The 22,423-nt window shown below is 62.7% G+C and carries 22 protein-coding genes and 1 tRNA gene; 18 read left to right on the top strand and 5 right to left on the bottom strand.

Going from position 1 to position 22,423, the window contains the following annotated elements:
- The first annotated feature begins 3 nt into the window (after positions 1-3).
- The 9 genes from OKW20_RS14815 (at position 4) to OKW20_RS14775 (ending at position 8,382) form a co-directional block, all read left to right on the top strand.
- Positions 4-1,116 (top strand): ABC transporter ATP-binding protein, encoded by a 1,113-nt coding sequence (locus tag OKW20_RS14815; protein WP_043611584.1) that lies wholly within the window; start codon positions 4-6, stop codon positions 1,114-1,116.
- 91 nt (positions 1,117-1,207) lie between these two features.
- The gene (locus tag OKW20_RS14810; RefSeq protein WP_043611585.1) at positions 1,208-1,414 is read left to right on the top strand and encodes a twin-arginine translocase TatA/TatE family subunit; all 207 of its coding nucleotides are present in this window, start codon (positions 1,208-1,210) and stop codon (positions 1,412-1,414) included.
- A 74-nt stretch (positions 1,415-1,488) separates the two neighbouring features.
- Entirely contained in the window at positions 1,489-2,184 is a 696-nt protein-coding gene (tatB, locus tag OKW20_RS14805) for a Sec-independent protein translocase protein TatB (RefSeq protein WP_429173209.1), read from the top strand.
- Positions 2,181-3,023 carry a twin-arginine translocase subunit TatC gene (tatC, locus tag OKW20_RS14800; RefSeq protein ID WP_429118382.1) on the top strand — a complete coding sequence of 281 codons (843 nt, stop codon included), beginning with the start codon at positions 2,181-2,183 and terminating at the stop codon, positions 3,021-3,023. The genes tatB and tatC overlap by 4 nt, the downstream gene beginning before the upstream one ends.
- 46 nt (positions 3,024-3,069) lie before the next feature.
- Positions 3,070-4,353, top strand: a complete 1,284-nt coding sequence (gene serS / locus OKW20_RS14795) for a serine--tRNA ligase (RefSeq protein ID WP_429173206.1) — start codon at positions 3,070-3,072, stop codon at positions 4,351-4,353.
- 26 nt (positions 4,354-4,379) lie between these two features.
- Positions 4,380-5,150: a 5'/3'-nucleotidase SurE gene (surE, locus tag OKW20_RS14790; RefSeq protein ID WP_192446062.1), complete on the top strand. Its 771-nt coding sequence runs from the start codon at positions 4,380-4,382 to the stop codon at positions 5,148-5,150.
- Positions 5,147-5,800, top strand: a complete 654-nt coding sequence (locus OKW20_RS14785; RefSeq protein WP_043611598.1) for a protein-L-isoaspartate(D-aspartate) O-methyltransferase — start codon at positions 5,147-5,149, stop codon at positions 5,798-5,800. The genes surE and OKW20_RS14785 overlap by 4 nt, the downstream gene beginning before the upstream one ends.
- A gap of 196 nt (positions 5,801-5,996) precedes the next feature.
- A complete protein-coding gene (locus tag OKW20_RS14780; RefSeq protein ID WP_429173203.1) occupies positions 5,997-6,641 on the top strand; it encodes a biotin biosynthesis protein BioC in 645 nt (214 codons plus the stop codon).
- 187 nt (positions 6,642-6,828) lie between these two features.
- Positions 6,829-8,382, top strand: coding sequence for a peptidoglycan DD-metalloendopeptidase family protein (locus tag OKW20_RS14775; RefSeq protein ID WP_429173200.1), 1,554 nt, complete (start codon positions 6,829-6,831; stop codon positions 8,380-8,382).
- Positions 8,383-8,500: 118 nt separating this feature from the next.
- Here OKW20_RS14775 and OKW20_RS14770 read toward each other — a convergent pair whose 3' ends face one another.
- Positions 8,501-9,370, bottom strand: coding sequence for an ATP-binding protein (locus OKW20_RS14770; RefSeq protein WP_192446066.1), 870 nt, complete (start codon positions 9,368-9,370; stop codon positions 8,501-8,503).
- A gap of 302 nt (positions 9,371-9,672) precedes the next feature.
- Here OKW20_RS14770 and yajC point away from each other — a divergent pair, with 302 nt between their 5' ends.
- The 5 genes from yajC (at position 9,673) to OKW20_RS14745 (ending at position 14,483) form a co-directional block, all read left to right on the top strand.
- On the top strand, positions 9,673-10,008 hold the full coding sequence (yajC, locus tag OKW20_RS14765; RefSeq protein ID WP_034796611.1) for a preprotein translocase subunit YajC: 336 nt from the start codon (positions 9,673-9,675) through the stop codon (positions 10,006-10,008).
- Between the two features lie 45 nt (positions 10,009-10,053).
- A complete protein-coding gene (gene secDF / locus OKW20_RS14760) occupies positions 10,054-12,624 on the top strand; it encodes a protein translocase subunit SecDF (RefSeq protein ID WP_429173198.1) in 2,571 nt (856 codons plus the stop codon).
- Position 12,625: 1 nt separating this feature from the next.
- Positions 12,626-13,012, top strand: a complete 387-nt coding sequence (locus tag OKW20_RS14755; RefSeq protein ID WP_429118367.1) for an Mth938-like domain-containing protein — start codon at positions 12,626-12,628, stop codon at positions 13,010-13,012.
- Positions 13,013-13,032: 20 nt separating this feature from the next.
- Positions 13,033-13,875, top strand: a complete 843-nt coding sequence (locus OKW20_RS14750; RefSeq protein WP_429173195.1) for a phytoene/squalene synthase family protein — start codon at positions 13,033-13,035, stop codon at positions 13,873-13,875.
- 140 nt (positions 13,876-14,015) lie between these two features.
- Positions 14,016-14,483 (top strand): hypothetical protein, encoded by a 468-nt coding sequence (locus OKW20_RS14745; RefSeq protein ID WP_429173192.1) that lies wholly within the window; start codon positions 14,016-14,018, stop codon positions 14,481-14,483.
- 88 nt (positions 14,484-14,571) lie between these two features.
- Here OKW20_RS14745 and trmFO read toward each other — a convergent pair whose 3' ends face one another.
- The 3 genes from trmFO to OKW20_RS14730 form a co-directional block, all read right to left on the bottom strand.
- A complete protein-coding gene (gene trmFO / locus OKW20_RS14740) occupies positions 14,572-15,990 on the bottom strand; it encodes a methylenetetrahydrofolate--tRNA-(uracil(54)-C(5))-methyltransferase (FADH(2)-oxidizing) TrmFO (protein ID WP_429173190.1) in 1,419 nt (472 codons plus the stop codon).
- A 100-nt stretch (positions 15,991-16,090) separates the two neighbouring features.
- Positions 16,091-16,234, bottom strand: coding sequence for a DUF1127 domain-containing protein (locus tag OKW20_RS14735; RefSeq protein ID WP_064816989.1), 144 nt, complete (start codon positions 16,232-16,234; stop codon positions 16,091-16,093).
- 431 nt (positions 16,235-16,665) lie between these two features.
- Entirely contained in the window at positions 16,666-16,809 is a 144-nt protein-coding gene (locus OKW20_RS14730; RefSeq protein WP_064816990.1) for a DUF1127 domain-containing protein, read from the bottom strand.
- Between the two features lie 935 nt (positions 16,810-17,744).
- Here OKW20_RS14730 and OKW20_RS14725 point away from each other — a divergent pair.
- From OKW20_RS14725 to tig, 4 genes are all read left to right on the top strand, one after another.
- Positions 17,745-18,854 carry a DUF2157 domain-containing protein gene (locus tag OKW20_RS14725; protein ID WP_429173188.1) on the top strand — a complete coding sequence of 370 codons (1,110 nt, stop codon included), beginning with the start codon at positions 17,745-17,747 and terminating at the stop codon, positions 18,852-18,854.
- The gene (locus tag OKW20_RS14720; protein WP_429173186.1) at positions 18,851-19,432 is read left to right on the top strand and encodes a GDYXXLXY domain-containing protein; all 582 of its coding nucleotides are present in this window, start codon (positions 18,851-18,853) and stop codon (positions 19,430-19,432) included. Before OKW20_RS14725 ends, OKW20_RS14720 begins: the two co-directional genes overlap by 4 nt.
- Before the next feature lie 183 nt (positions 19,433-19,615).
- Positions 19,616-19,700 (top strand) — tRNA-Leu (locus OKW20_RS14715).
- 178 nt (positions 19,701-19,878) lie between these two features.
- Positions 19,879-21,357 carry a trigger factor gene (tig, locus tag OKW20_RS14710; protein WP_429173184.1) on the top strand — a complete coding sequence of 493 codons (1,479 nt, stop codon included), beginning with the start codon at positions 19,879-19,881 and terminating at the stop codon, positions 21,355-21,357.
- Between the two features lie 178 nt (positions 21,358-21,535).
- On the opposite strand, the gene OKW20_RS14705 is transcribed toward tig, so the two are convergent.
- Complete coding sequence (locus OKW20_RS14705) at positions 21,536-22,339, bottom strand: endonuclease/exonuclease/phosphatase family protein (protein WP_429173181.1); 804 nt, start codon at positions 22,337-22,339, stop codon at positions 21,536-21,538.
- Positions 22,340-22,423: the final 84 nt, after the last annotated feature.

The raw sequence follows: 22,423 nt of genomic DNA, 5'->3' as shown, positions 1-22,423 counted from the left end.
AGCATGGTTTCAGATCCGCAGGACGCTCCCGTCATGACCACGCGACGGACAGCGGGCGTCTCTTTCGCGGCGAGCCTGACCTTCGAAGATATCCATCACAGCTATCACGCCAAGGAAACGATCAAGGGCGTCAGCCTGGCGGCTAAGGCCGGCGAGGTCCTGTGCCTGCTCGGGCCTTCGGGATCCGGCAAGACGACCCTGCTGCGCATCGCCGCGGGCATCGAGCGGCAGAGCGCCGGGCGTCTGATGCTCAACGGCCAGGAAATCTCCGGTCCCTCTGTTTTCCTGCCCCCGGAAAAGCGTGGCGTCGGGCTGATGTTCCAGGACTTCGCGCTTTTCCCGCACATGACGATCCGTGACAACGTCCGCTTCGGTCTGACGGCGATCCCTAAGAAGGAAGGCCTGATCCAGGCGGATGCGGCACTCGAGCGTGTTGGCCTGTCGCACTATGCCGATCAGTATCCGCATGTGCTGTCGGGCGGCGAGCAGCAGCGCGTGGCGCTTGCCCGCGCGCTCGCGCCGCGTCCGGCGGTGCTGTTGATGGACGAACCCTTTTCCGGCCTCGACTCGCGCCTCAAGGATTCCATCCGTGCCGACACCCTCGCGATCCTCAGGGAAACGCGGGCAACTGCGATCGTCGTCACGCATGACGCTGAAGAGGCGATGCGCATGGCGGATCGCATCGCGCTCCTGAAGGACGGGCGCCTCGTTCAGGTGGGAACGGCCGATGAACTCTACCGCGAGCCGCGGGATCTTTTTGCCGCCGGTTTCTTCTCGGAAATCAACGTCTTCGATGCCCAGGTTCGTGGCGGCCGCGTCGAGACGCCGGTCGGAAGCGTTGCAGCCGGCCCCCACCCGGAAGGCAAGCGCCTCTCGGTGGCCGTCAGGCTGTCCGGGGTGCGCGTCGGCGAAGAAGGTGGCGACATTCCCGCCCGCATTCTCTCCCGTCGCTTCATCGGAGTGGTCGAGCTTCTGGAGCTTGCCGTGCCGCGTTGTGAGGAGGTGGTCCGGGCGCGCATCAGGGCGGACCGATTGCCGCATGGATTGCGTGATGTAATGCTTTCAGTTAACGAGCGGGATATATTACTGTTTGAAAAAAGCAGTTCGGCATCTTAGGGTCTGTCACAACGAGACGCGTGCTTGAGGCACGCCTGAAAATTGACATGTGATAGAGCCTGAATCGGGGAAGGCTCAGAGGAGTAAGAGCATGGGTTCGTTAAGCATTTGGCACTGGCTGATCGTTCTGGTCGTGGTGCTGCTCTTGTTCGGTCGCGGCAAGATCCCCGAACTGATGGGTGACGTTGCCAAGGGCATCAAGAGCTTCAAGAAGGGCATGTCCGACGACGATGCGGCTGCTACCGACAAGACGCTCGACGGCAAGACCGTTGACCACAAGTCTGACGAAGTTCGCTAACAGTCTGGTGTCGGTGAAGCCTGTCCGGTGTCCGTACCGGGCCGGCGGCATCAAGGGTTTGCAGGACATATCGCATGCTTGATATCGGCTGGACCGAGCTCGTCGTCATCGCAATCGTTCTGATCGTGGTTGTCGGGCCGAAAGACCTTCCGCCAATGTTGCGGGCTTTCGGCCGCATGACTGCGAAGATGCGCGGCATGGCATCGGATTTCCGTCAGCAGTTCGATGAAGCGCTGCGCGAAGCGGACCTCGACGAGGTTCGAAAGACCATCAGCGACGCGCAAAGCCTCAATCCGGCCAATGCGTTGCGCGATGCGATCAATCCGCTTCGCCAGATGGGCAACGATATCAAGGCGGACCTGCAGAAGGCGGCAACGCCCGACCAGCCCGCGACACCGAGCAGCGTTGATCCGGTGACCGCCGTGGAGCCGGCTGTCGCGCCGGCGGCGGTCGAAACCAAGCCTGCAGATGCGGTTGCCGCCGCGGCAATCGGTTCGGCCAATCGCCAGATCGAGCGCGCAGAGGTCGCCGCCGTGCCGGCAGAAAAGCCGAAACGTGCGACCCGGGCGAAAACCGATCCGGCCCCGGCCGTAAAGAAGGCCGCGCCCAAGTCGGCAACGGCAGCGCCCAAGGCGGCCACGGCAAAGTCTGCTGCCAAGGCGCCCGCGAATCCGGCCGCTGAAAAGAAAAAAGTGACGCCGACAGGGGCTGAGCCTGCTGCCAAGACGTCAAAGCCGCGCACCAGCGCGCGCAAGAAAGGTGAAGCATGAGCGGCGAAATCGAGGACCGGCCGCAGCCGCTGATCGAGCATCTGATCGAATTGCGCAGGCGCCTGATGTGGGCCATCGGCGCGTTCTTCATTGCGTTCCTCGTCTGCTTCTACTTCGCCAAGGGCCTGTTCAACCTGCTGGTGCTGCCGTTCAAATGGGCCGTGAGCTGGGCGGGCCTCAACCATCGCAACGTCGAGCTCATCTACACGGCGCCGCAGGAGTTCTTCTTCACCCAGATCAAGGTCGCGATGTTCGGTGCGCTGGTCATTGCCTTTCCCGTAATTGCGGCACAGATCTACAAGTTTGTGGCGCCTGGGCTCTATAAGAACGAGCGCGCAGCGTTCCTGCCGTTCCTGATTGCGTCACCACTCCTGTTTCTGCTCGGCGGCGCACTGGTCTATTTCTTCTTCACGCCGATGGTCATGTGGTTCTTCCTGGCCATGGAGCAGGGTGGTGGCGAAGGGCAGGTGGCCATTCAGCTTCTGCCGAAGGTCTCGGAATATCTGAGCCTGATCATGTCGCTGGTCTTCGCTTTCGGGCTCGTCTTCCAGCTGCCAGTCATCACCACGCTTCTTGCCCGTGTCGGTTTCGTGACGTCTCAGGGCCTTGCCGAGAAGCGCAAATACGCGATCGTGATCGCCTTCGTTGTCGCGGCCGTGCTCACGCCGCCCGATCCGATTTCCCAGATCGGCCTTGCGCTGCCAGCCATCCTTCTCTACGAAATTTCGATCTATACGGCGCGACTCGTCGAAAGGCAGCGGGCAGCGGACGCGCTCAAGAGCGAGGCTGCTGAGTCGCAGGAAGGATCTTCCGGAGAGGTCGGCCCCGCCAAGGGCTGAGCATTCGAGATTTCGCGCCGTGATCTGACCAACGCGTGGAACGAAAATGCTTGATATCAAATGGATCCGTGAGAATGCCGAGATGCTGGACGCCGCCCTGGCGAAGCGGGGCGCGGAGCCTTTGTCGGCATCTCTGATCGCGCTCGACGAACGCCGCCGCACGAACCTTCAGGCGCTGCAGGACATGCAGTCGCGCCGCAACGCGGCCTCGAAAGATATCGGCGCTGCCATGGCGCAGAAGAATGCCGAGCTCGCCTATAGGCTGAAGGCCGAGGTGGCTGACCTCAAGAACGCCATGCCGGCGCTCGAAGAGGACAGCCGCAAGATCGAGGCCGAGCTTAGCGATGCCCTGTCGCGCATTCCGAATATCCCGTTGGACGATGTTCCCGTCGGCTCCGACGAGAGCGGCAACGTCGTCAAGAGCGTCGTCGGCAAGAAGCCCAGCTGGAACCACCAGCCGCGTGAGCATTTCGAGGTCGGCGAAGCACTCGGCCTGATGGATTTCGAGGGCGCGGCCCGCATTTCCGGCTCGCGTTTCACGATCCTGAAGGGGCAATTGGCGCGGCTCGAGCGCGCGCTCGGCCAGTTCATGCTCGACCTGCACACCCAGGAACACGGTTACACCGAAGTGCAGCCGCCGCTTCTCGTGCGCGACGATGCGATGTACGGCACCGGCCAGCTGCCGAAGTTCGCCGAGGATCTTTTCCGCACCACCGACGGCCGCTGGCTGATCCCGACCGCGGAAGTGCCGCTGACCAACATCGTTCGCGAACAGATCCTCGAAGGCGAAAAGCTGCCGCTGCGCTTCACTGCGCTGACGCCGTCCTTCCGCTCGGAAGCAGGCTCTGCCGGTCGCGACACCCGCGGCATGCTGCGCCAGCACCAGTTCAACAAGGTCGAACTGGTGTCGATCACCGATGCGGAATCGTCGATCGACGAACACGAGCGCATGACCGCCTGCGCCGAAGAGGTGCTGAAGCGCCTCGGCCTGCATTACCGCGTCATGACCCTTTGCACCGGCGACATGGGCTTCGGCGCCCGCAAGACCTATGACCTCGAGGTCTGGCTGCCGGGACAGGATACGTTCCGCGAGATTTCGTCGTGCTCGGTCTGCGGCGATTTCCAGGCACGCCGCATGAATGCCCGCTATCGCACCAAGGAAGACAAGGGAACGCGCTTCGTTCACACGCTGAACGGCTCGGGCGTTGCCGTCGGCCGCGCGCTCATCGCCGTCATCGAGAACTATCTGAATGACGATGGTTCGATATCGGTGCCGGAGGTGCTGGTTCCCTACATGGGCGGCCAGACGCGCATCGAAAAGGTTGCCTGAGCGAACGTCGAGGGGAGTACGGCATCATGCGGATCCTGCTGACAAACGATGACGGCATTCACGCCGAGGGCCTGTCGGTGCTCGAACGGGTCGCCCGGACGATTTCTGACGACGTCTGGGTCGTCGCGCCGGAGGCGGACCAGAGCGGCCTTGCCCATTCGCTGACGTTGTCGGAGCCGTTGCGGCTGCGGCAGATCGCGGAAAAGCGCTTTGCGCTTCGCGGCACGCCGACCGATTGCGTCATCATGGCTGTCCGCAAGGTGCTCGATCGCAAGCCCGATCTCGTGCTGTCCGGTGTCAACATCGGCGCCAACATGGCCGACGACGTGACCTATTCCGGCACCGTCGCCGGCGCCATCGAGGGAACACTGCAGGGCATCCGCTCGATCGCGCTGAGCCAGGCCTACAATCACACGGTCGGAAAGACGGTGCCTTGGGATGTTGTCGAAACCCATGCACCGGCCTTGATCCGCAAGCTGATGAAGGTGGACCTGCCTGACGGCACGCTGCTCAACGTCAACTTCCCGAACTGCTCGGCGGATACCGTCGCCGGCACGGAAGTGACGTCGCAAGGCAAGCTCGATTTCGGCCTGTCTATCGACGAGCGAACCGACGGTCGCGGCTTTCCCTATTTCTGGCTGCGTTTCGGCGAACGCTTCGGCGATTTCCGCGCCGGCACCGACATTCACGCCCTGCGTGAGAACATGATCTCGGTCACGCCGCTTAAACTCGACCTCACCGACTACAGTGTCCAGGATCGCCTGGCGCGGGCGCTCAACGAGGGAGCCGTTGATTGAGCGCGCGGGTGACGGAACAGGAAGGCTTTGCCAAGATGGTGCTGCGGCTGCGCGCCGAAGGCATCACCAACCATGACCTGCTGAAGGCCGTCGAACAGACGCCGCGCAGCTACTTCGCGCCGCCGCAGTACCAGGCCGAGGCCCATTCGCAGCGAACGATCCCGCTCGATTGCGGTTCGTTCATGGAGGGGTACGACTTTGCGGTCCGTCTGTTGCACAGCCTCAATCTGAAATCCGGCCAGCGTGTTCTCGAAGTCGGCACCGGCAGCGGCTTCACCGCCGCGGTCATGGGACGCGTCGCCGAGCGCGTGCTGACGATCGACCGCTATCAGACGCTGGTCGGCATCGCCCAGAAGAACCTCGAAAAAACGGGCATTCGCAACGTCATCGTCCGACACGCGGACGGCAGTGCCGGCGTGCCGGGTGAGGGCACCTTCGACCGGATCCTCATCACCGCTGCGTTCAACAGCCTGCCGCGCATGTTCTCGGATCACCTGGTTTCCGGCGGCACCCTTTTGGTGCCGATCATGATGAGCGAGACCCATTGTCGGGTCGTGCGCGTCAGCCGCACGGGCAGCCGCTTCGATCGCGAGGATCTGTTCGACGCGCCTTACCTTCCGATCGTGCCGCAACTGGCATCGTTCCTCTAATCGTCTAAATCCCGTCCGCTCGGGTAAGAAGCCGCGGCTCGCGCCGATATCGACTATTAACGAGTCCTTAACTTCCTCCAGCCTCGCGCAAGCTTCGCGCCATACGCCTGCCGTGCACGGACAGGGTTCCCGCCTGTGAGTCGTCGCTTGCCTTGCGACGTCGGCGGACACCGGTCGCGAGGTACGGAGACGGCACATGCAGATCGCGAACAGGTTGACGGCGGCAGCATCGGGCGACGGGCTGAACAATCTTGCCGGGCGCAATGCCGGCCAGACGAATTCCGCGGGCAAGGATGAGCAGACGGCACAGGCGCTTGCCGCGACCTTCTTTGATCCGACGCCACGCATCTCGCTTTCGGCCGATGCCCTGCTTTATCTCGGTCAGACGAAGAAGGCGTCCGACGGCCAGCCGGCGCTCACCCGCGAGGAATGGAACAACCGCCTGTCGCCGCAACTGGCCTCGCGCGAGTACCAGGCCTTCGGCAGGTTTCTCGATTCCGGCGATCACCAAGCCTATTACAAGAGCTTCATAGACTACTACGACGGTCTTCGGCCGGAGGACCAGAACAGTCTGCGCTATTTCGGGACACGCGAAGCGGCCGTGGCCGGCCTGCGGTCGCTCGAATATGAAGAAGCAAGCGGCGCGGACGGAGATACCGCCTTCCAGACGCTGGTGAGCGTGCTGCTCGAGGAAGACAAGACGGCCCAGTCCGAAACCCTGGCGCAGCCGGCCGGTAGGCAGATTTTTGCCTGGGATCTGACGAGCATCAGCTACGAGGAAGACCAGACGGAGCGCCGGTCCGTGTCCGAGATCGAGCGCCTCTATTCCGAACTGATCTAGCGTTACGCTTTCCTGCCCGGGCGGCCGCTGCGGCGGCTGCTGCTAACATGCGCTTGACGGGCGGCGCTCGGCCTATGGTTAGCATTTGGTCAAATTAGTCCTTTGATGGGGTCTACCTTAACCACGCGGTAACTCTAATACGCTTTAATCAATCCACATCGAGTTGCGTTCGGAGTGGGTAAGCGTCATGCGTAAGTTTGTATCTCCCGGGGTTGGAAAGTCGACGATCCGCCTTTGCGTGGCGGTCCTGCTGGCAGGCGTCGCAACAGGCTGCAGTTCGGATGCAAGCCGGTTTGACGGCCTGTTTTCGCGGTCCGACAACATCACCACAAATTCCATTCCCCGAGACGCAACGCCGGTTCCGCGCGGGGATGTGTCCGTCGGTCAGATGGCTGCGGCGCCGGTTGATAACCGCGGCTCGGCTCTCGGTCAGCCCTATCCGGCGGCAGCCGGGCAGGGTGCCTACGATCCGGTAAACACCGCATCCACGCCTGTATCCAACGCCCGCGTCGCCTCGACCCCGATCTCCGTTCAGCGCAACACCCTGGCTGACCCGAGCCAGGCTGCCCATCAGCGTCCCGAAGCCCAGCCGTTCCCGGCAGCACGCCAGCAGGCAGCACTCGCCACGCAGCAGACGCTTCCCGCGACGGTCAAGGAAACCGCAAGCAAGAGCGGCTGGACGACACAGAACGCCCCGACGATCATGGTTCGCCCGGGTGACAACGTCGCCGTTCTCTCCAAGCGTTTCGGCGTTCCGGAAAAGGAAATCCTGAAGGCCAACGGCCTGCAGTCCGCAGCGCAGGTCGAAACTGGCCAGCGTCTCGTCATCCCGACCTTCGGCGTCGCAGGCAGCGCGGCCAAGGCCGCCGCCACCAACTCGATCGCCGATCTCGATGGCAGCAACCGCCAGCCGTCGCCGCTGCCGGTCAACCAGCGCGACGTCGCGATCCTGCCGGGTTCGGCCCAGTCCCGCGAAAAGGGCGAAGGCAAGTCCGACGTCGTTGCAGGCAAGCCGGCAACGAACGGCGAGGGTGCCGGCACCGGATCCTACACCGTCAAGCCGGGCGACTCGCTCAACCGTATCGCCAAGACGACGGGCGTCTCCGTTGCCGCCCTCAAGCAGGCAAACGGCCTGACGGCCGAATCGATCCGCGTCGGCCAGACGCTGCAGTTGCCGGGCGCAAATGGTGCCGCTCCGGACCAGGTCAAGACGGCCTCGGTTCCGAAGAAGGCAGAGCAGCCGCAGGTCGCTTCGCTCGACAAGAACAAGCCGGCTGAATACCAGGCGCCGGTTGCCAAGCAGAGCGTCAGCGAAGTCGCCAGCAAGTCGACCGACATGGGCGAAGATTCTCCGAAGTCGACCGGCATCAGCAAGTACCGCTGGCCGGTGCGCGGCGCGATCGTCGCAGGCTACGGCGCCAATGTCGACGGCAACCGCAACGACGGCATCAACATCTCGGTGCCGGAGGGCACGCCGATCAAGGCCGCCGAAAACGGTGTCGTCATCTATTCGGGCAGCAGCCTGAAGGAACTCGGCAACGCCGTCCTGGTCCGTCACGACGACGGTACGGTCACGGTCTACGGCAATGCGTCGGAACTCAAGGTTCAGCGCGGCCAGAAGGTTCAGCGCGGCCAGACGCTCGCAGCCTCCGGCATGACCGGCCGGGCAAGCCAGCCGCAGGTTCACTTCGAGGTGCGCAAGAATGCCACCGCGGTAAACCCGGCGACCTTCCTCGAATAGTTTCGATCGGTCGCAGAACAGACCCCGATCCGATGTTATGGCGCCGCCTGTCCTTTTGGGCAGGCGGTGCTTTCTGTTTCACGATATCGGTGGAGTGCGTCGCTCGCGACGCGCCTGGCTACCCGTCGATCCTGTGGCGCAGGCGCCCTGCGAGATCCTGGATGAACTGCCAGGCGACGCGGCCGGATCTCGCGCCACGGGTCGTTGCCCATTCCAGCGCCTCGGCATGCAGGGTTTCGCGATCGCGCTTGAAGCCATAGTGCTCGGCATAGCCGTCGATCATCGCCAAATAGTCGTCCTGGCTGCATTTGTGGAAGCCGAGCCACAGGCCGAAACGGTCGGACAGCGATACCTTCTCTTCGACCGCTTCCGACGGATTGATGGCCGTCGACTGCTCGTTCTCCATCATGTGCCGCGGCAGCAGGTGCCGCCGGTTCGACGTGGCATAGAGCAGCACGTTGGAAGGCCGCCCTTCGACGCCGCCGTCAAGCACGGCCTTCAGCGACTTGTAGGACGTATCGTCGTGATCGAAGGACAGGTCGTCGCAGAAGACGATCACCGGGACCGGCGCGGTCTTCAGAATGTCCATCAGCGCCGGCAGGGTGGCGATATCTTCGCGATGGACCTCGACCAGCTTCACCGCAACGCCGGTGTCGCGCGCAACCTGCGCATGGACCGATTTCACCAGCGAGGATTTGCCCATGCCGCGCGCGCCCCAGAGGAGCACGTTGTTGGCCGTGAAGCCCTCGGCAAAGCGAAGCGTGTTGTCGAGCAGGATGTCGCGGACGTGGTCGACCCCGGTGATCAGGGACAGTTCGATGCGGTTCGGCTTGGCGACCGGCTGCAGATGGTGCGTCGCCGGTGCCCAGACGAAGCACTCGGCAGCGGTCCAGTCGTTGGCTGCGGCGGCAGGTCCTGCCATGCGCTCGATCGCCGCGGAAAGCTTCTGCATTTCCCTGATGAGTACGTCGATCTTTGCTTCCGGCATATGTCTCTCTCCACTCGCTGAATCAGGTGTTTGGCCGTACCGTCCTGATTCGAGGCGGCGTGGCCCTGGTGTTTACCGTAACCGCGTCGCGGCCTGGTCCCACCAGAAACCCGGTAGCACGCAGGTTTACGCTGGAAAAGGTCACCGAGGCCCGCGCGAGGGGTTCTCCTCTTGTGTAAATTGTGTCAGAGGCACAGGAACGGGTACGGGTGCCCGCGGCTTTGCAGAGCGGCCGGGCGTCCCTATATTCCGGCCGATTTGGCGCGGAGGAACCGCCGATATTTGAACTCAAGGAGTGATCGATGTTCATTACCGAAGCTTTTGCGCAGACTGCCGGCGCCCCTTCCGCCGGCGGCGCGGACATTCTCATGTCCATCCTGCCGTTCCTGCTGATTTTCGTCGTTATGTATTTCCTGATCATCCGTCCGCAGCGCGCTCAGATGAAGCGCCGCGAGGAGCTCCTGAAGAACATCCGTCGCGGTGACCAGGTCGTGACCGGTGGCGGCATCGTCGGCAAGGTTACCAAGGTCGTCGACGACAGCGAACTCGAAGTCGAAATCGCCGATGGCGTGAAGATCCGTGTCGTCCGCAGCGGCGTGTCGGAAGTTCGCGTCAAGGGCGAGCCTGTCAAGGAATAAGGCAGGAACAGCCATCACCAGCCAAGCAACTGGAGCGTTTGAGGCATGCGCAGATTACCGCCGTTGAAACGTATCCTCGTCTGGTTGGTGGCGCTTGCCGGCATCGCTTTTGCGCTGCCGAATGTACTGACCCGGGAAGAGGCAGCCGAGCTTCCGGCTTGGCTGCCGCACCGCCAGGTGGCGCTTGGGCTCGATCTCCAGGGCGGCTCCCATTTCATGCTGCGGGCCGCGCGTAGCGACATTGTCGCCGAACGGCTCGAGACGATCGCCAACGAGGTCGGCAAATCACTGCGCGATGCCGACATCGCCTATATCGGCCTTTCCGGCGAAGGCCAGTCGATCACCTTCCGCGTTCGCGACCGGTCGCAACTTTCAGCCGCTCGCGAGCGGCTGAAGCCGCTGACGGCGCCTGTCGAGATCGGTGGCTTCGGCTCCGAGCCGATTTCCGAAGTCGTGTTCGACAGTGCGGAACCGGATGAACTGGTTCGCCTGCGGCTGACGGACGAAGGCATCGACTACCGGCTCTCGCTCGCCGTGGCGCAGTCCATCGATGTCGTGCGCCGGCGCGTTGCCGAAGTCGGCGCCACCGAGCCGCTGATCCAGCGCCGAGGCGACGACCGGCTGATCGTGCAGGTGCCCGGCCTCGGCGATCCGCAGCGCTTGAAGGACCTGCTCAGCCAAAGGGCCAATCTGGCTCTGCGGATGCTTGACACCTCCGTGCCCGTGCAACGGGCCGTCGAGGGGCAGCCGCCGTCCGGAACGGAAGTCCTCTATTCCTTCGACGACCCGCCGGTGCCCTATCTCGTCGAAAAGGCGCCGCTGCTTGCCGCGGCGAATTATGTTGCGGCGCAGCCGGAACCTGATGCTTCCGGCGAAAGCGCGGCGGTCGCCATCAAGATCGATGCCGCGTCTCAGCAGCGCGTTGCCGCCCTTGCGGCGCAGCAGCCGCCAAGGGACGCAGCGATCGTTCTTGACGGACAGGTCATCGCGACGCTCAAGCTGTCGGAGGCGGTCAACGGCGATACCTTGCGCATCTCCGCGGATCTGCCGACCGAAGGTGCGACCGACCTTGCCGCTCTCGTCCGCACGGGACCGCTTCCCACGCCCCTGACCTTTGTCGAAGAGCGGACGGTCGGCCCCGGCGTCGGTGGCGACGCCATTGCCGATGGCCTGAAGGCCGGCCTTGTTGCTGCGGTCGCGGTCGCCGCTTCCATGATTTTCTTCTACGGCGTCTTCGGCGTCTTTGCCGTCATTGCGCTTGCTCTGAACATTGTCCTGATCATCGCGGCGCTCTCCCTCTCGGGCGCGACACTGACACTTCCGGGCATTGCCGGCATCATTCTGACGATCGGCGTCGCGGTCGATTCGAACGTGCTGATCTACGAGCGCCTGCGGGAAGAGGTTCGCGGCGCCGAGCCTCTTCGGCGCACGATCAACGACGCTTTTTCGCGCGTGTTCAGCAGCATCTTCGACGCCAACCTGACGATGCTGATTGCGAGCGCAATTCTGTTCTATCTCGGCTCCGGATCCGTGCGCGGCTTTGCCGTGACGCTCGCAATCGGTAGCGTGACGACGCTCTTCACCGCCTACACGGTGACCCGCCTGATCGTGAAGCGCTGGCTGCGCCACTGGAAGTCGGAGCGCCTGCCGAAGGGTATTCGCACTGGCCGCTTCAGCGACCTGGACATCCGCTTCATGCGGATCCGCAACCCGGTCTTCATCCTGATGGCGGCCTTGTCGCTCGCCTCTGTCCTGCTGCTTGCCGGCATCGGGCTCAATCTCGGCGTCGACTTCAAGGGCGGCTCGATCATCGAGCTGCATTCCAAGGGCGGACCAGTCGATGTCGCCGATCTTCGCGCGCGCCTCGACGAGCTGAATTTCGGCGAGGTCCAGGTGCAGCAGCTCGGCTCGGGCGAAGACGTTCTCGTTCGGGTGCCGTCGCAGGAAGCGGGCGACAACGCCGAGCAGACGGCTGCCGGCGTCATCCGCTCGGAACTTTCGGACGAGTATGATTTCCGCCGCGTCGAGGTGGTCGGTCCCGTCGTATCCGGCGAACTGACACGTGCCGGCACCATCGGGCTTGCCGTTTCGTTCCTGGCGATCCTGCTCTATGTGTGGCTGCGTTTCGAATGGCGCTTCGCCGTCGGCGCGATCATCGCCACGACGCACGACGTGCTGCTGACGATCGGTTTCCTGGTGCTGACCGGCATCGAGTTCAATCTCGGCAGCATTGCCGCGGTTTTGACGATCGTCGGCTACTCGTTGAACGACACGGTCGTCATCTACGATCGCATCCGCGAAAATCTCGCACGCTACAAGCGCATGCCATTGTCGGTGCTGATCGACACCTCGATCAACCAGACGCTGTCACGCACGATCCTGACGGCGCTGACGACGGTTCTGGCCCTGACAGCGCTTTATCTCTTCGGTGGCGGCCTCATCCGCGCCTTCAGTGTTACAATGCTGTTTGGCGTTATCGTCGGAACGATCTCGTCCATTTATATCGCCGGGCCGATCCTCATCCTGTTCAGGAAGCGGACAGACCACATTCCGGGGGACGAGAACGCCTCCGGCGCGGATACGGGTGCCGCCGGCGCGGCGAAGGGTGCTGTTTGAAATGCCTAAGGGAATTGAAATTCGCGAAGCCCACTTTCCGGGACGTGCGCCCATCGATGCCTATGGCAATGGTGGCTTTCGCTTCGCAGACATGTCGCATCGTGGCTCGATCCTGATGCTGCCCTCGGGCGTCTATGCATGGGAGGTCGCCGAGGGCGATGCGCTGACGGTCGAGAAGTTCTACAAGGTCATCGATGAGGCGAAGGACATCGAGGTGCTGCTGGTCGGCACCGGCAAGGACATTCGCCCGCTGCCGGCCGATGTGAAGACAGCTTTGCGCGCCGCCAACATATCGTCGGATCCCATGAGCACCGGGGCCGCCGTCCGCACCTACAATGTGATGCTGGCCGAATCGCGCGCCGTCGCCGTCGCACTGATCGCCGTCTGATCGGACCTGGGGAAGACGACGTGCACGATAACTCCGCCCAGATCCTGGCTGACCTCAGGGACACGGACCGCGACCGCTATCTCGCCTGCCTGCTTGCCCCTGCCGACAAGCAGCCAGCCCTTGCCGCGCTCTATGCCTTCAACGCGGAGATTGCGCGTATCCGCGATCTCGTGCACGAGCCGATCCCGGGCGAGATCCGCATGCAATGGTGGCGGGACCTCATTGGCAACGACGCGTCGACCGGGGAAGGGCATCCGCTTGCTGAAGCGCTTCTTGGCTGCATTCGCACGCACCGCCTGCCGGTCTCCGTGTTCGAGAACATGATCGATGCACGGATCTTCGATCTCTACGACGATCCGATGGAGGACCGCTCGGCGCTTGAGGGCTATGCCGGCGAGACCGCCTCGGCGCTGATCCAGCTCTCGTCCCTGGTGCTTGATCCAGAGAATGCCGCGAAATCGGCCGAAGTCGCCGGTCACGGCGGTGTGGCGCAGACGGTCGCAGGCCTCCTCATGCTGCTGCCGCTGCATTTGCGCCGCGGCCAGGTCTACCTGCCGGCCGAGTTGCTGCGCGCCACCGGTCTCGATCGCGAAACGCTGATCGCCGGTGAAGACAGCGCCGCGATCGGCCAGGCGATCCGGGCTTTCGCGGGCTTCGGGCGGGATCATCTCGCCAAGGCGCGTGCGCAGATGGCAGCGATCGCGCCGTCGAATTTCCCGGCCTTCATACCGCTTGCGCTCGTCGAGCCTATACTCAACCGCGCCGAGGCTGCGGGTGACGGGCTTCTGCAGAAGCCCGTCCGCCCGGCCCAATGGCAGCGGCAATGGTGGATGTGGCGTGCCGCGCGCCGCCGTCGCTTCTGATCCATCCGGACGATCGACCAGAGGTTCGGTTTGCTCAGGCATTCGCGGGCGCGTTTGCCGAGACGACAAATTGGCACAAGCCTCGCAGCGTATAGAAGCGCTTTATCGGCGTCATGCCGAGCGAAGGGGAGCGCCCGCGGATGCTTTGGTTATTGCTCATCGCCGTCATCGTCTTGGTCGGCGCATTCTACATGTGGATGAACGCCCGCGCCGAGCGGGATTGGGACAATCCCGATGCCGGTTCTGCGATGGTGGAATTCGGTCGCGCCTTTCCGGACGAGGCGATCCGGGCGCTGCACTCGACGGCGGATCGCACGGCGATCTTCCTGCGGTTGCATGACGGCAAGGCGGGCTTCATCCAGTCGCACGGCACCCATTATGTGTGCCACGTGATCCACCCCGGAAAGGTCAGGGTCAACAGCTCCGAGACCGGCCGTGGCCTCATCGTCCATTTCCCCGATTTTGCTTATCTCGACAATGACTTCGAATTTCAGAGTGCCGGCGAGGCGGCCGAGGTTTCGCTCTGGCTGCTCGGCAGCTTCAGCCCGAAATCGGAGTTCGAACAGCCGGCGGTCGAGCCGCCGCACACGGCGCAGGCGACCGAGTAAGCTCTCTCCGCGCACTGCAATAGGAAAAGGCCCGCTTGCATCGCTGCAAGCGGGCCTTTTGTCGTTTCCTTGATGCGTCTGCGAGCCGTCAGGCGGACTTGCCGAGCCAGGCGGCGCAATCGGCGAGTGCGCGCGACGCCGTCGCCTGCTTCTTGGCGACCGCCTTCTCCTTGCCGCGGAAACGCTTGACGCCTTCCGGCTTGACGATCGCGCCCGGATCGAGCGGCGGGAACAGGCCGAAGTTGACGTTCATCGGCTGGAACGAGCGCTTGCCCGGTTCATCGTCGGAGACGATATGCCCGCCGGTGATGTGATTGAGCAGCGCGCCGAAGGCGGTGGTCGTCGGCGGTGGGGCCAAAGTCTCGCCCTTGCGCTCGGCGGCGGCGAAGCGGCCGGCGAGCAGGCCAATGCTCGCGCTTTCGACATAGCCTTCGCAGCCGGTGATCTGTCCGGCAAAGCGCAGGCCCGGCCGCGACTTCAGCGTCAGCGTTCCATCGAGCAGTGTCGGCGAGTTGATGTAGGTGTTGCGGTGCAGGCCGCCGAGACGGGCGAATTCGGCATTCTCCAGGCCCGGGATCATGCGGAAGACTTCGGCCTGTGCGCCGTATTTCAGCTTCGTCTGGAAGCCGACCATGTTGTAGAGCGTGCCGAGCGCATTGTCCTGGCGCAGCTGTACGACGGCGTAGGGCTTGACGGTGGGGTTATGGGCATTGGTGAGGCCCATCGGCTTCATCGGCCCGTGGCGCAGCGTCTCGCGGCCACGCTCGGCCATCACTTCGATCGGCAGGCAGCCATCGAAGTAGGGCGTGCCTTCCCATTCCTTGAAGCCGGTCTTGTCGCCCGAAACCAGGGCATCGACGAAAGCGTTGTACTGCTCCTCGGTCATCGGGCAGTTGATGTAGTCCTTGCCTGTACCGCCGGGGCCGACCTTGTCGTAGCGGGACTGAAACCAGCAAACGTCCATGTCGATGGTCTCGGTATAGACGATCGGTGCGATGGCGTCGAAGAAGGCGAGCGCATCGGCGCCCGTTTCTGCGCGGATCGCCTCGGCAAGGCCAGGGGCTGTCAGCGGGCCGGTCGCGATGACGGCGAGGTCCCAATCTTTCGGCGGCAGGCCGGTGACTTCCTCGCGCACCACCGTGATCAGCGGATGGGCGGCGATCGCCGCGCTGACCGCATCGGAAAAGCCGTCGCGATCGACGGCGAGCGCACCGCCGGCCGGCACCTGGTTGGCATCGGCCGATTTCATGATCAGCGAGCCGGCAAGGCGCATTTCCGCGTGCAGAACGCCGACCGCGTTGCTGGTCGCGTCATCCGAGCGGAAGGAATTGGAACAGACGAGTTCGGCAAGGCCGTCGGTCTTGTGCGCATCGGTACCGCGCACGCCGCGCATCTCGTGCAGGACGACCGGTACGCCGGCTTCGGCGATCTGCCAGGCGGCTTCCGATCCGGCAAGGCCGCCGCCGATGACGTGGATGGGGGAGTGGGAAGAAGTGTCTTTGCTCATGGCCGGCTTCCTATCACGGCTCGGCCTTCCGTTCCAACGCCTATAAACGAAAACGGCGCCCTGAAGGCGCCGTCTTGGAAGTCCTGGTCGTTCGTTCCGATTAACGGAAGGAACGGGCCGCAATGTTGCGGATGTCGTAGCGGGTGATGCCGATGTCATTGAGAGCGTGGTTCGACAGGTTGCCGAGCTCGCTGACGGTGCGGCGGTAGTTGATCCAGCTTTTTGCGATACGAATCGGGTTCATGGTCTTTTCCTCAAAATCAGGTTGTCGCGACAGCCATCTGTCTGCGTCGTTGAGGTTCTTATACGCTTGTCTAATTAGAAGGTGGAGTGCAAAGAAAATGCAGCTGCTATGCATTTGTGCAGTGCATCGCCGTATAGATGGGCACCGCTTCAAAAGGCGGCATCGATTAAGGATTGATTAAAATCTTAATTGTCCGCCGGTAAGAGACTGTTTTCAAACGTATTTGAGAGCTGATGGCACGGAGCGACGAAGCGTCTCTCGGTGAGCCCGGTTCCGTTGCTTGGGCAGTCGCAGTTGGCGGAGCGTCCGGTGTCTCTCGCACGTGCGAAGGCGTCACCTGGATCGTACTGGCCGCGCCAAAAGAAAACGCCCCCCGGAATGAACCGGAGGGCGTCTACTGGAGGTCGGTTGCGCGTAAGGCGCAGCCTGAATTACTTGATCGCCTGGCGGGCAACGTACGGGATGTCGCCACGGCCGATGCCGAGGTCAGACAGTTCGCGGTCGGTCATGCGGCCGAGTTCGTTGCAGGTCTGACGATACTTGCGCCAATTGTTGAAAGAGCGTGCGAGGTTCATGATCCTATCCTTTCTAGGGTCGTGTGCCAGCGCTTAATCTCTCTTGCTGGCCGTCATCTGATGCTCTGGAATATAATCGTTTTGAGCAGAAGTTACAGAGACAATGCTGCATCGCACCCATGCAGGCCGTGCAAGCCTCTGCGCGATGGCGCGTTCGCGGCTGGCGTCTAAAACGCGCGGCGCAATCGACTTGTCGTGGCTGGAAGCTGCCCGAAATGTGAGGGGCCAGAAACAAACAACGCCCGCTGGGGGAGGAGATCCAGCGAGCGTTGCTTTGTTCTGATCGGCAACCGGGAGGAGGAGTGTCGCCGATCCAAATCGAGGGGCGCTGGGAGGAGGAGTGCGCCGCCCCGATCGATGAGTTGAAGATAGTATGCAGGCGGGTGGAAGGGTAGCGCTGTTCCAGAATGGCACCTATGCATGCAACGCATAGCAAGGGGCGAGCGCAGCGAAATTATGCACGAATATTGTGCAGGTGCGCAGACGCAGGCTTCTTTATGGAGAGGAGGGCTGAAAAAGAATAACGCCCGCTGGGGGAGGAGGTCCAGCGAGCGTCATTAGGGGTGATTGGCAACTGGGAGGAGGAGTGTTGCCAATCTGATCGGAAGAGCGCTGGGAGGAGGAGTGCGCTCGTCCGAATTCCGTCGGTTTTACCCGGGCCTTTCTCAGTAAACTGAGGCGGTTGGCCATTTCCGCTGGCGACCGTCTGGCTTCATGCCTTCGTTCGCCTTTGATGATTTGAATATAGGACCTTTAAATCGATTTGTGCAGTGCAATATCCGCATGGAAGATATGCGCGTTACGCAAGCCGTTTATTCGTCCCTATCGGTTTGGTGCGCAACTGCCGCAGGGCGATTGTGTTTCCGCGCTGATACGTGGTTAGTTGGGGACTGAACCGAACCAATTCAAGCATCGGATTCTAGGCTGGGGGCAGGATGTACCGCGCGCGTCTCGAACGAGACTTCAAGCACTGGGTCGACAAGGGGCTACTGCAGGAGAATGCGGCGCGTGCAATGCTCGCCGAATATGACGGTCGCGAGTCGACGTTCCGGGCCGGGCGCGTCCTGCTCATTCTCGCCGCGCTTCTGTTGTCCGCGTCAATCCTGCTGCTCGTTGCCGCCAACTGGGAGGCGCTGCCGCGCCTTGCCCGCGTGGCCGGCATCGTCGCCTTGGTCTGGGGCTTTCACTTTGCCGCCGCCTGGCTGATCCGCACCGGGCGCCCGACGCTCGCCGCGGCCGCGCTCGTTCTGGGGGTGGCTACCTTTGGCGGTGGCATCGCCCTGATCGGGCAGATGTATCACCTATCCGGCGATGCGGCCGACGCCGCGCTGCTGTGGTTTGCCGGCGCCGTGCTCTCTGCCGTGGCATTTCGCTCCGCAGCCATGGCCGCGGTTACAGGCGGGCTCGCCTGGTTCTATTTCGCAACGGTGCTGAAAGACGACGGGTTCAGTGCCACGCCGGACTGGCGCATGTGGTCCGTTCCGGCGCTTGCCGTGATCGTCGTGCTGCTGGTGCGCTTCACGGCCGCCGACAGGGTTCGTCATCTCGCCTATCTGCTCGTCCTATCGTGGCTCGCCTGGCTTTATCTCGATAATGCATCGCTCGCCTTTGCCGGTGGCCTCGCTGCGTTCGGGCTCGTGGCCTTTCTCGCGGCGACGCTGCCCGGCTCGCCGCTTCGCGCGCTTGCGGTCGATGCCGGTTCGGCACCCGCCTTCTATTCCTTCGCGCTCGCCTTGCTCGGTTTTACCGCTCTCCAATATGAAGCCGTCGGAGTGACGACGGAGGTCGCGACCGGGGCAGGGACGCTGCTGGTGGCGCTCCTCGGCATTGCGCTTGCCGGGGCGCAGAACGGCGCCGTGCGCTATCTCGGCTACGTCGCCTTCGCCGGCGAGCTTCTCTATCTCGCCTTCGAGACCCTTGGCTCGATGCTTGGTACCTCGGGCTTCTTCCTGATTTCGGGGCTGGTGGTTGCCGGCATCGCCTGGCTCGTCATCCGCATCGAGGGGCACTTGGCAAATGCGCGCGGGACGGAGGCGCCACAATGACCGCTGCAAAGACCCGTTGGCTGAACCCATTGCTGGCGGCCCTGCTGGTTGCGGGCGTGCAGACGGCGGCCCTTGGCTATATGATCGAGAGCAGGGCATCGATCCTCAGAAACGGCCGTGACGTGCTGTTGAAGACCGTGCCCGTCGATCCCCGCGATCTGCTTCGGGGCGACTACGTGATCCTGAGCTACGACATTTCCAGGCTCCAGCCGGAACTGTTCAAGGGCGATACGCCGAAGCAGTCGGAAGAGGCGCAGATCTACGTTCGGCTGGAAAAGCAGATCGACGGTTTCTGGGCGGCGACCGAAGCGTCCTTCCAACCGCTTGGCCCCGCCGGCGACAGCGTCGTCCTTCGCTCGCTGCCCTTTATCTACTATCCCTCGTCCGCGGTCTCGTCCGTCAGTGTCGAATACGGGATCGAGCGCTTCTATGTGCCGGAAGGCGAGGGGCGGACGCTGGAGGAGGCGCGCAACGCCGAGGCGCTCTCCGTCGATATCCGCGTGGACGCCAAGGGAAAGGCCCAGATCCGTGAGATCGCAGTCAATGGCAGCCCGGTCTATGAGGAGCCTCTCTATTAAGCTGCGCCGTCCCCTGCCGGATCGGTGGTGGAATTCCCGCATTTTCCCTTTGATCCCGCGAGAACGAGTGATATAGAGACGCCGCGCTCGGGAAAGCCCTGAACTTTCAGCATGCCTTTGTATCCGCGGTATTCCGCTGGTTGGTCTTGCGGGAATACGATCAGGCGGTGCGATTGTCTGAACGCGGGTATGGTGAAATTGGTAGACACGCCAGATTTAGGTTCTGGTGCCGCAAGGCGTGGGAGTTCAAGTCTCTCTACCCGCACCAGACAGCGATCGCGCCTAAAGTCCGGATTCTGCGAGGATGAAGGGGGCTGGAGTGCCATTTTGCTTGCAAAACGGTTGCAGAACTGCGTAAAGCCACTCCCGGCAAATGGATCGGCTCACGTGCTCGCCAGACCTTTCGAAGGGGAAGAGCACAGTCAACGTGAAATGAAGGTTTGAACATGCAGGTTATCGAAACGCTCGCTCAAGGGCTGAAGCGCGAACTCAAGGTCGTTATCCCGGCCAAGGACATGGAAGCTCGGATGAACGAGCGTCTGGCCGAAGTGAAGGACCGTGTGAAGATCAACGGCTTCCGCCCAGGCAAGGTACCGGCCGCGCATCTGAAGAAGATCTACGGCAAGTCGATCATGGCTGACCTCGTCAACGAGATCGTTCGCGACAAGCCGACCGAGATCCTGTCGGGCCGTGGCGAAAAGTCGGCCACCCAGCCGGAAATCGCGATGACCGAGGACGAGGCCGAAGCCGACAAGATCCTCAACGCCGAAGCCGACCTCGAGTTCACCGTTGCCTACGAAATCATCCCGGCGATCGAACTCAAGGACGTCAGCGGCATCAAGGTGACCCGCGAAGTCGTCGAGATCGCTGAAGACGAAGTCAACGAGCAGATCCTCAAGATCGCCGAAAGCGCTCGTAGCTACGAATCGAAGAAGGGCAAGGCTGCCAACGGCGACCGCGTCACCATCGATTACCTCGGCAAGGTCGACGGCGTTGCCTTCGACGGCGGCAAGGACGAAGACGCTGAGCTGGTTCTCGGCTCCAACCGCTTCATCCCGGGCTTCGAAGAACAGCTCGTTGGCCTGAAGGCTGGCGACGAGAAGGTCATCACCGTGACTTTCCCGGCTGAATACCCGGCTGCAAACCTTGCTGGCAAGGAAGCCACCTTCGACATCACCGTCAAGGACGTGGCTGGCGCCCAGGACATCGAAATCAACGACGAACTGGCCACCAAGCTCGGCCTCGAATCGGCTGACAAGCTGAAGGAAATCGTCCGCGGCCAGATCGAAAGCCAGTACGGCAACCTGACCCGTCAGAAGGTCAAGCGTCAGATCCTCGACCAGCTCGACGAACTCTACCAGTTCGAAACGCCGGAGCGTCTCGTCGAAGCCGAATTCGAAAACATCTGGCGCCAGATCAACACCGACCTCCAGCAGGGCGGCAAGACCTTCGCTGACGAAGAAACCACCGAAGAAGAAGCCCGCGCCGAATACCGCAAGCTCGCTGAGCGTCGCGTTCGCCTCGGCCTCGTTCTCTCGGAAATCGGCGAAAAGGCCGGCGTTCAGGTCAGCGACGACGAACTGCAGCGTTCGCTGTTCGAACAGCTGCGCCAGTTCCCGGGCCAGGAAAAGCAGATCCTCGACTACTTCAAGAACACCCCCGGCGCCGCTGCTTCGCTGCGCGCTCCGCTGTTCGAAGAAAAGGTTGTCGACCACCTGCTCGGCGAAATCTCGGTAACCGACAAGACGGTTTCCAAGGAAGAACTGACGGCTGACGACGAAGAGACCGAAGGCAAGGCTGCCAAGAAGGCTCCGGCCAAGAAGAAGGCCGCTGCCAAGGCTGAAGCCGCCGAAGGCGAAGAAGCTGCCGCTCCGAAGAAGAAGGCTCCGGCCAAGAAGAAGGCCGCTGACGACAGCGCCGAGTAATCGGATCGAAGCCTTAGGAATCGAAAGGCCCTGCCGCTTGCGGCAGGGCCTTTTTCGTTGCGGGAGGCGAGCTCTTCGTCCGGCGCTGGCCGAGAGCATCCTGCTTTCAGCGGTGCACGGAAGCGTACAGCGGATTCAGCCAGAGCCGACTTCGTGGCTCAGTGATATCCACGGCGCGCTAGGCGATGTCGAGGAGGAGGGCGCGGTGGTCGGAGACTTCGGGTGCTGCGACGACATCGAAGCGAGCGATGCTGACTGTGCCATTCGCCAGCATGTAATCGGCAAAGCGGCCGCTCTTTCGATAGTGCGAGGTGCGCGTGTCCGTGTGGCTGCGGGATACGACGAGGTCGACGAGGCCGAGCTGCCCGAGCGTCTGAAACGTTTGGCTGTCCGGGAGCACGTTGAAGTCACCGCAGACGACCAGCCGCTCGTCGCCGGGCCAGACCTGGTGGATGAGACCTACCAGCGCGTCGGCCTGCGCGCGGCGTTCCGGACTGTCGTTCTTGCCGCCGACCTCCCGCAGCCCGTGCATCTGCGCGATAGTGATGGGTGTGCCGGCGTCGTGATCGAACAGTCGGATGCAATGGGCGTTGCGCGCACGCGGATGCGGCCCCCAGCCGTCGCGCGAAAAGCCGCCATGCACGAAGCCGAGCGCCTGGCCAATGACGGAGTAGCCCCGCCGAACGAAGGTCGCCAGGCCGAATTCCGATGCCACGGGCGCGTCACCGGCAAAGAGAATCCCTCGCGCCGTCGGGCAGAAGAATCCATCATGCCCCGGAAGTACGGCGGCGATCTCGTCGAAGAGGTTGGCGCGTTGCGGCAGTTCCACGTCCGCATCGCGATAGCTCAGCCATTCGGCCTCGGTCGTCGGTGATCGCGCGACCTCCTGCAGGCACAGGACGTCGGCATCGACATCGGCGAGATACTTCATCAAAGGCGAATGGAGCTTGCCGCCCCAGGCATTGAGCGAAAGGATGCGCATGGTGTTCGGCTCTCTTGATCGGGAGAGGTGAAGCTAGCCGATTCGCCAGCGTCCCGCGCATTTCAGATGCCGGTATTGAGGGAC

The organism is Ensifer sp. LBL, assembly GCF_050435225.1.
Taxonomy (GTDB): Bacteria; Pseudomonadota; Alphaproteobacteria; order Rhizobiales; family Rhizobiaceae; genus Ensifer.
This window is presented reverse-complemented; position numbering and strand designations above follow the sequence as displayed.

Bases quoted from the DNA above. Each gene is read 5' to 3' on its own strand.
- surE (WP_192446062.1), top strand. From the start codon at position 4,380: ATGCGGATCCTGCTGACAAACGATGACGGCATTCACGCCGAGGGCCTG.
- OKW20_RS14775 (WP_429173200.1), top strand. From the start codon at position 6,829: ATGCGTAAGTTTGTATCTCCCGGGGTTGGAAAGTCGACGATCCGCCTT.
- OKW20_RS14745 (WP_429173192.1), top strand. From the start codon at position 14,016: ATGCTTTGGTTATTGCTCATCGCCGTCATCGTCTTGGTCGGCGCATTC.
- serS (WP_429173206.1), top strand. From the start codon at position 3,070: ATGCTTGATATCAAATGGATCCGTGAGAATGCCGAGATGCTGGACGCC.
- OKW20_RS14810 (WP_043611585.1), top strand. From the start codon at position 1,208: ATGGGTTCGTTAAGCATTTGGCACTGGCTGATCGTTCTGGTCGTGGTG.
- OKW20_RS14780 (WP_429173203.1), top strand. From the start codon at position 5,997: ATGCAGATCGCGAACAGGTTGACGGCGGCAGCATCGGGCGACGGGCTG.
- OKW20_RS14720 (WP_429173186.1), top strand. From the start codon at position 18,851: ATGACCGCTGCAAAGACCCGTTGGCTGAACCCATTGCTGGCGGCCCTG.
- OKW20_RS14725 (WP_429173188.1), top strand. From the start codon at position 17,745: ATGTACCGCGCGCGTCTCGAACGAGACTTCAAGCACTGGGTCGACAAG.
- OKW20_RS14705 (WP_429173181.1), bottom strand. From the start codon at position 22,339: ATGCGCATCCTTTCGCTCAATGCCTGGGGCGGCAAGCTCCATTCGCCT.
- secDF (WP_429173198.1), top strand. From the start codon at position 10,054: ATGCGCAGATTACCGCCGTTGAAACGTATCCTCGTCTGGTTGGTGGCG.
- OKW20_RS14730 (WP_064816990.1), bottom strand. From the start codon at position 16,809: ATGAACCTCGCACGCTCTTTCAACAATTGGCGCAAGTATCGTCAGACC.
- OKW20_RS14755 (WP_429118367.1), top strand. From the start codon at position 12,626: ATGCCTAAGGGAATTGAAATTCGCGAAGCCCACTTTCCGGGACGTGCG.
- OKW20_RS14770 (WP_192446066.1), bottom strand. From the start codon at position 9,370: ATGCCGGAAGCAAAGATCGACGTACTCATCAGGGAAATGCAGAAGCTT.
- tatC (WP_429118382.1), top strand. From the start codon at position 2,181: ATGAGCGGCGAAATCGAGGACCGGCCGCAGCCGCTGATCGAGCATCTG.
- tig (WP_429173184.1), top strand. From the start codon at position 19,879: ATGCAGGTTATCGAAACGCTCGCTCAAGGGCTGAAGCGCGAACTCAAG.
- OKW20_RS14815 (WP_043611584.1), top strand. From the start codon at position 4: ATGGTTTCAGATCCGCAGGACGCTCCCGTCATGACCACGCGACGGACA.
- trmFO (WP_429173190.1), bottom strand. From the start codon at position 15,990: ATGAGCAAAGACACTTCTTCCCACTCCCCCATCCACGTCATCGGCGGC.
- tatB (WP_429173209.1), top strand. From the start codon at position 1,489: ATGCTTGATATCGGCTGGACCGAGCTCGTCGTCATCGCAATCGTTCTG.
- yajC (WP_034796611.1), top strand. From the start codon at position 9,673: ATGTTCATTACCGAAGCTTTTGCGCAGACTGCCGGCGCCCCTTCCGCC.
- OKW20_RS14735 (WP_064816989.1), bottom strand. From the start codon at position 16,234: ATGAACCCGATTCGTATCGCAAAAAGCTGGATCAACTACCGCCGCACC.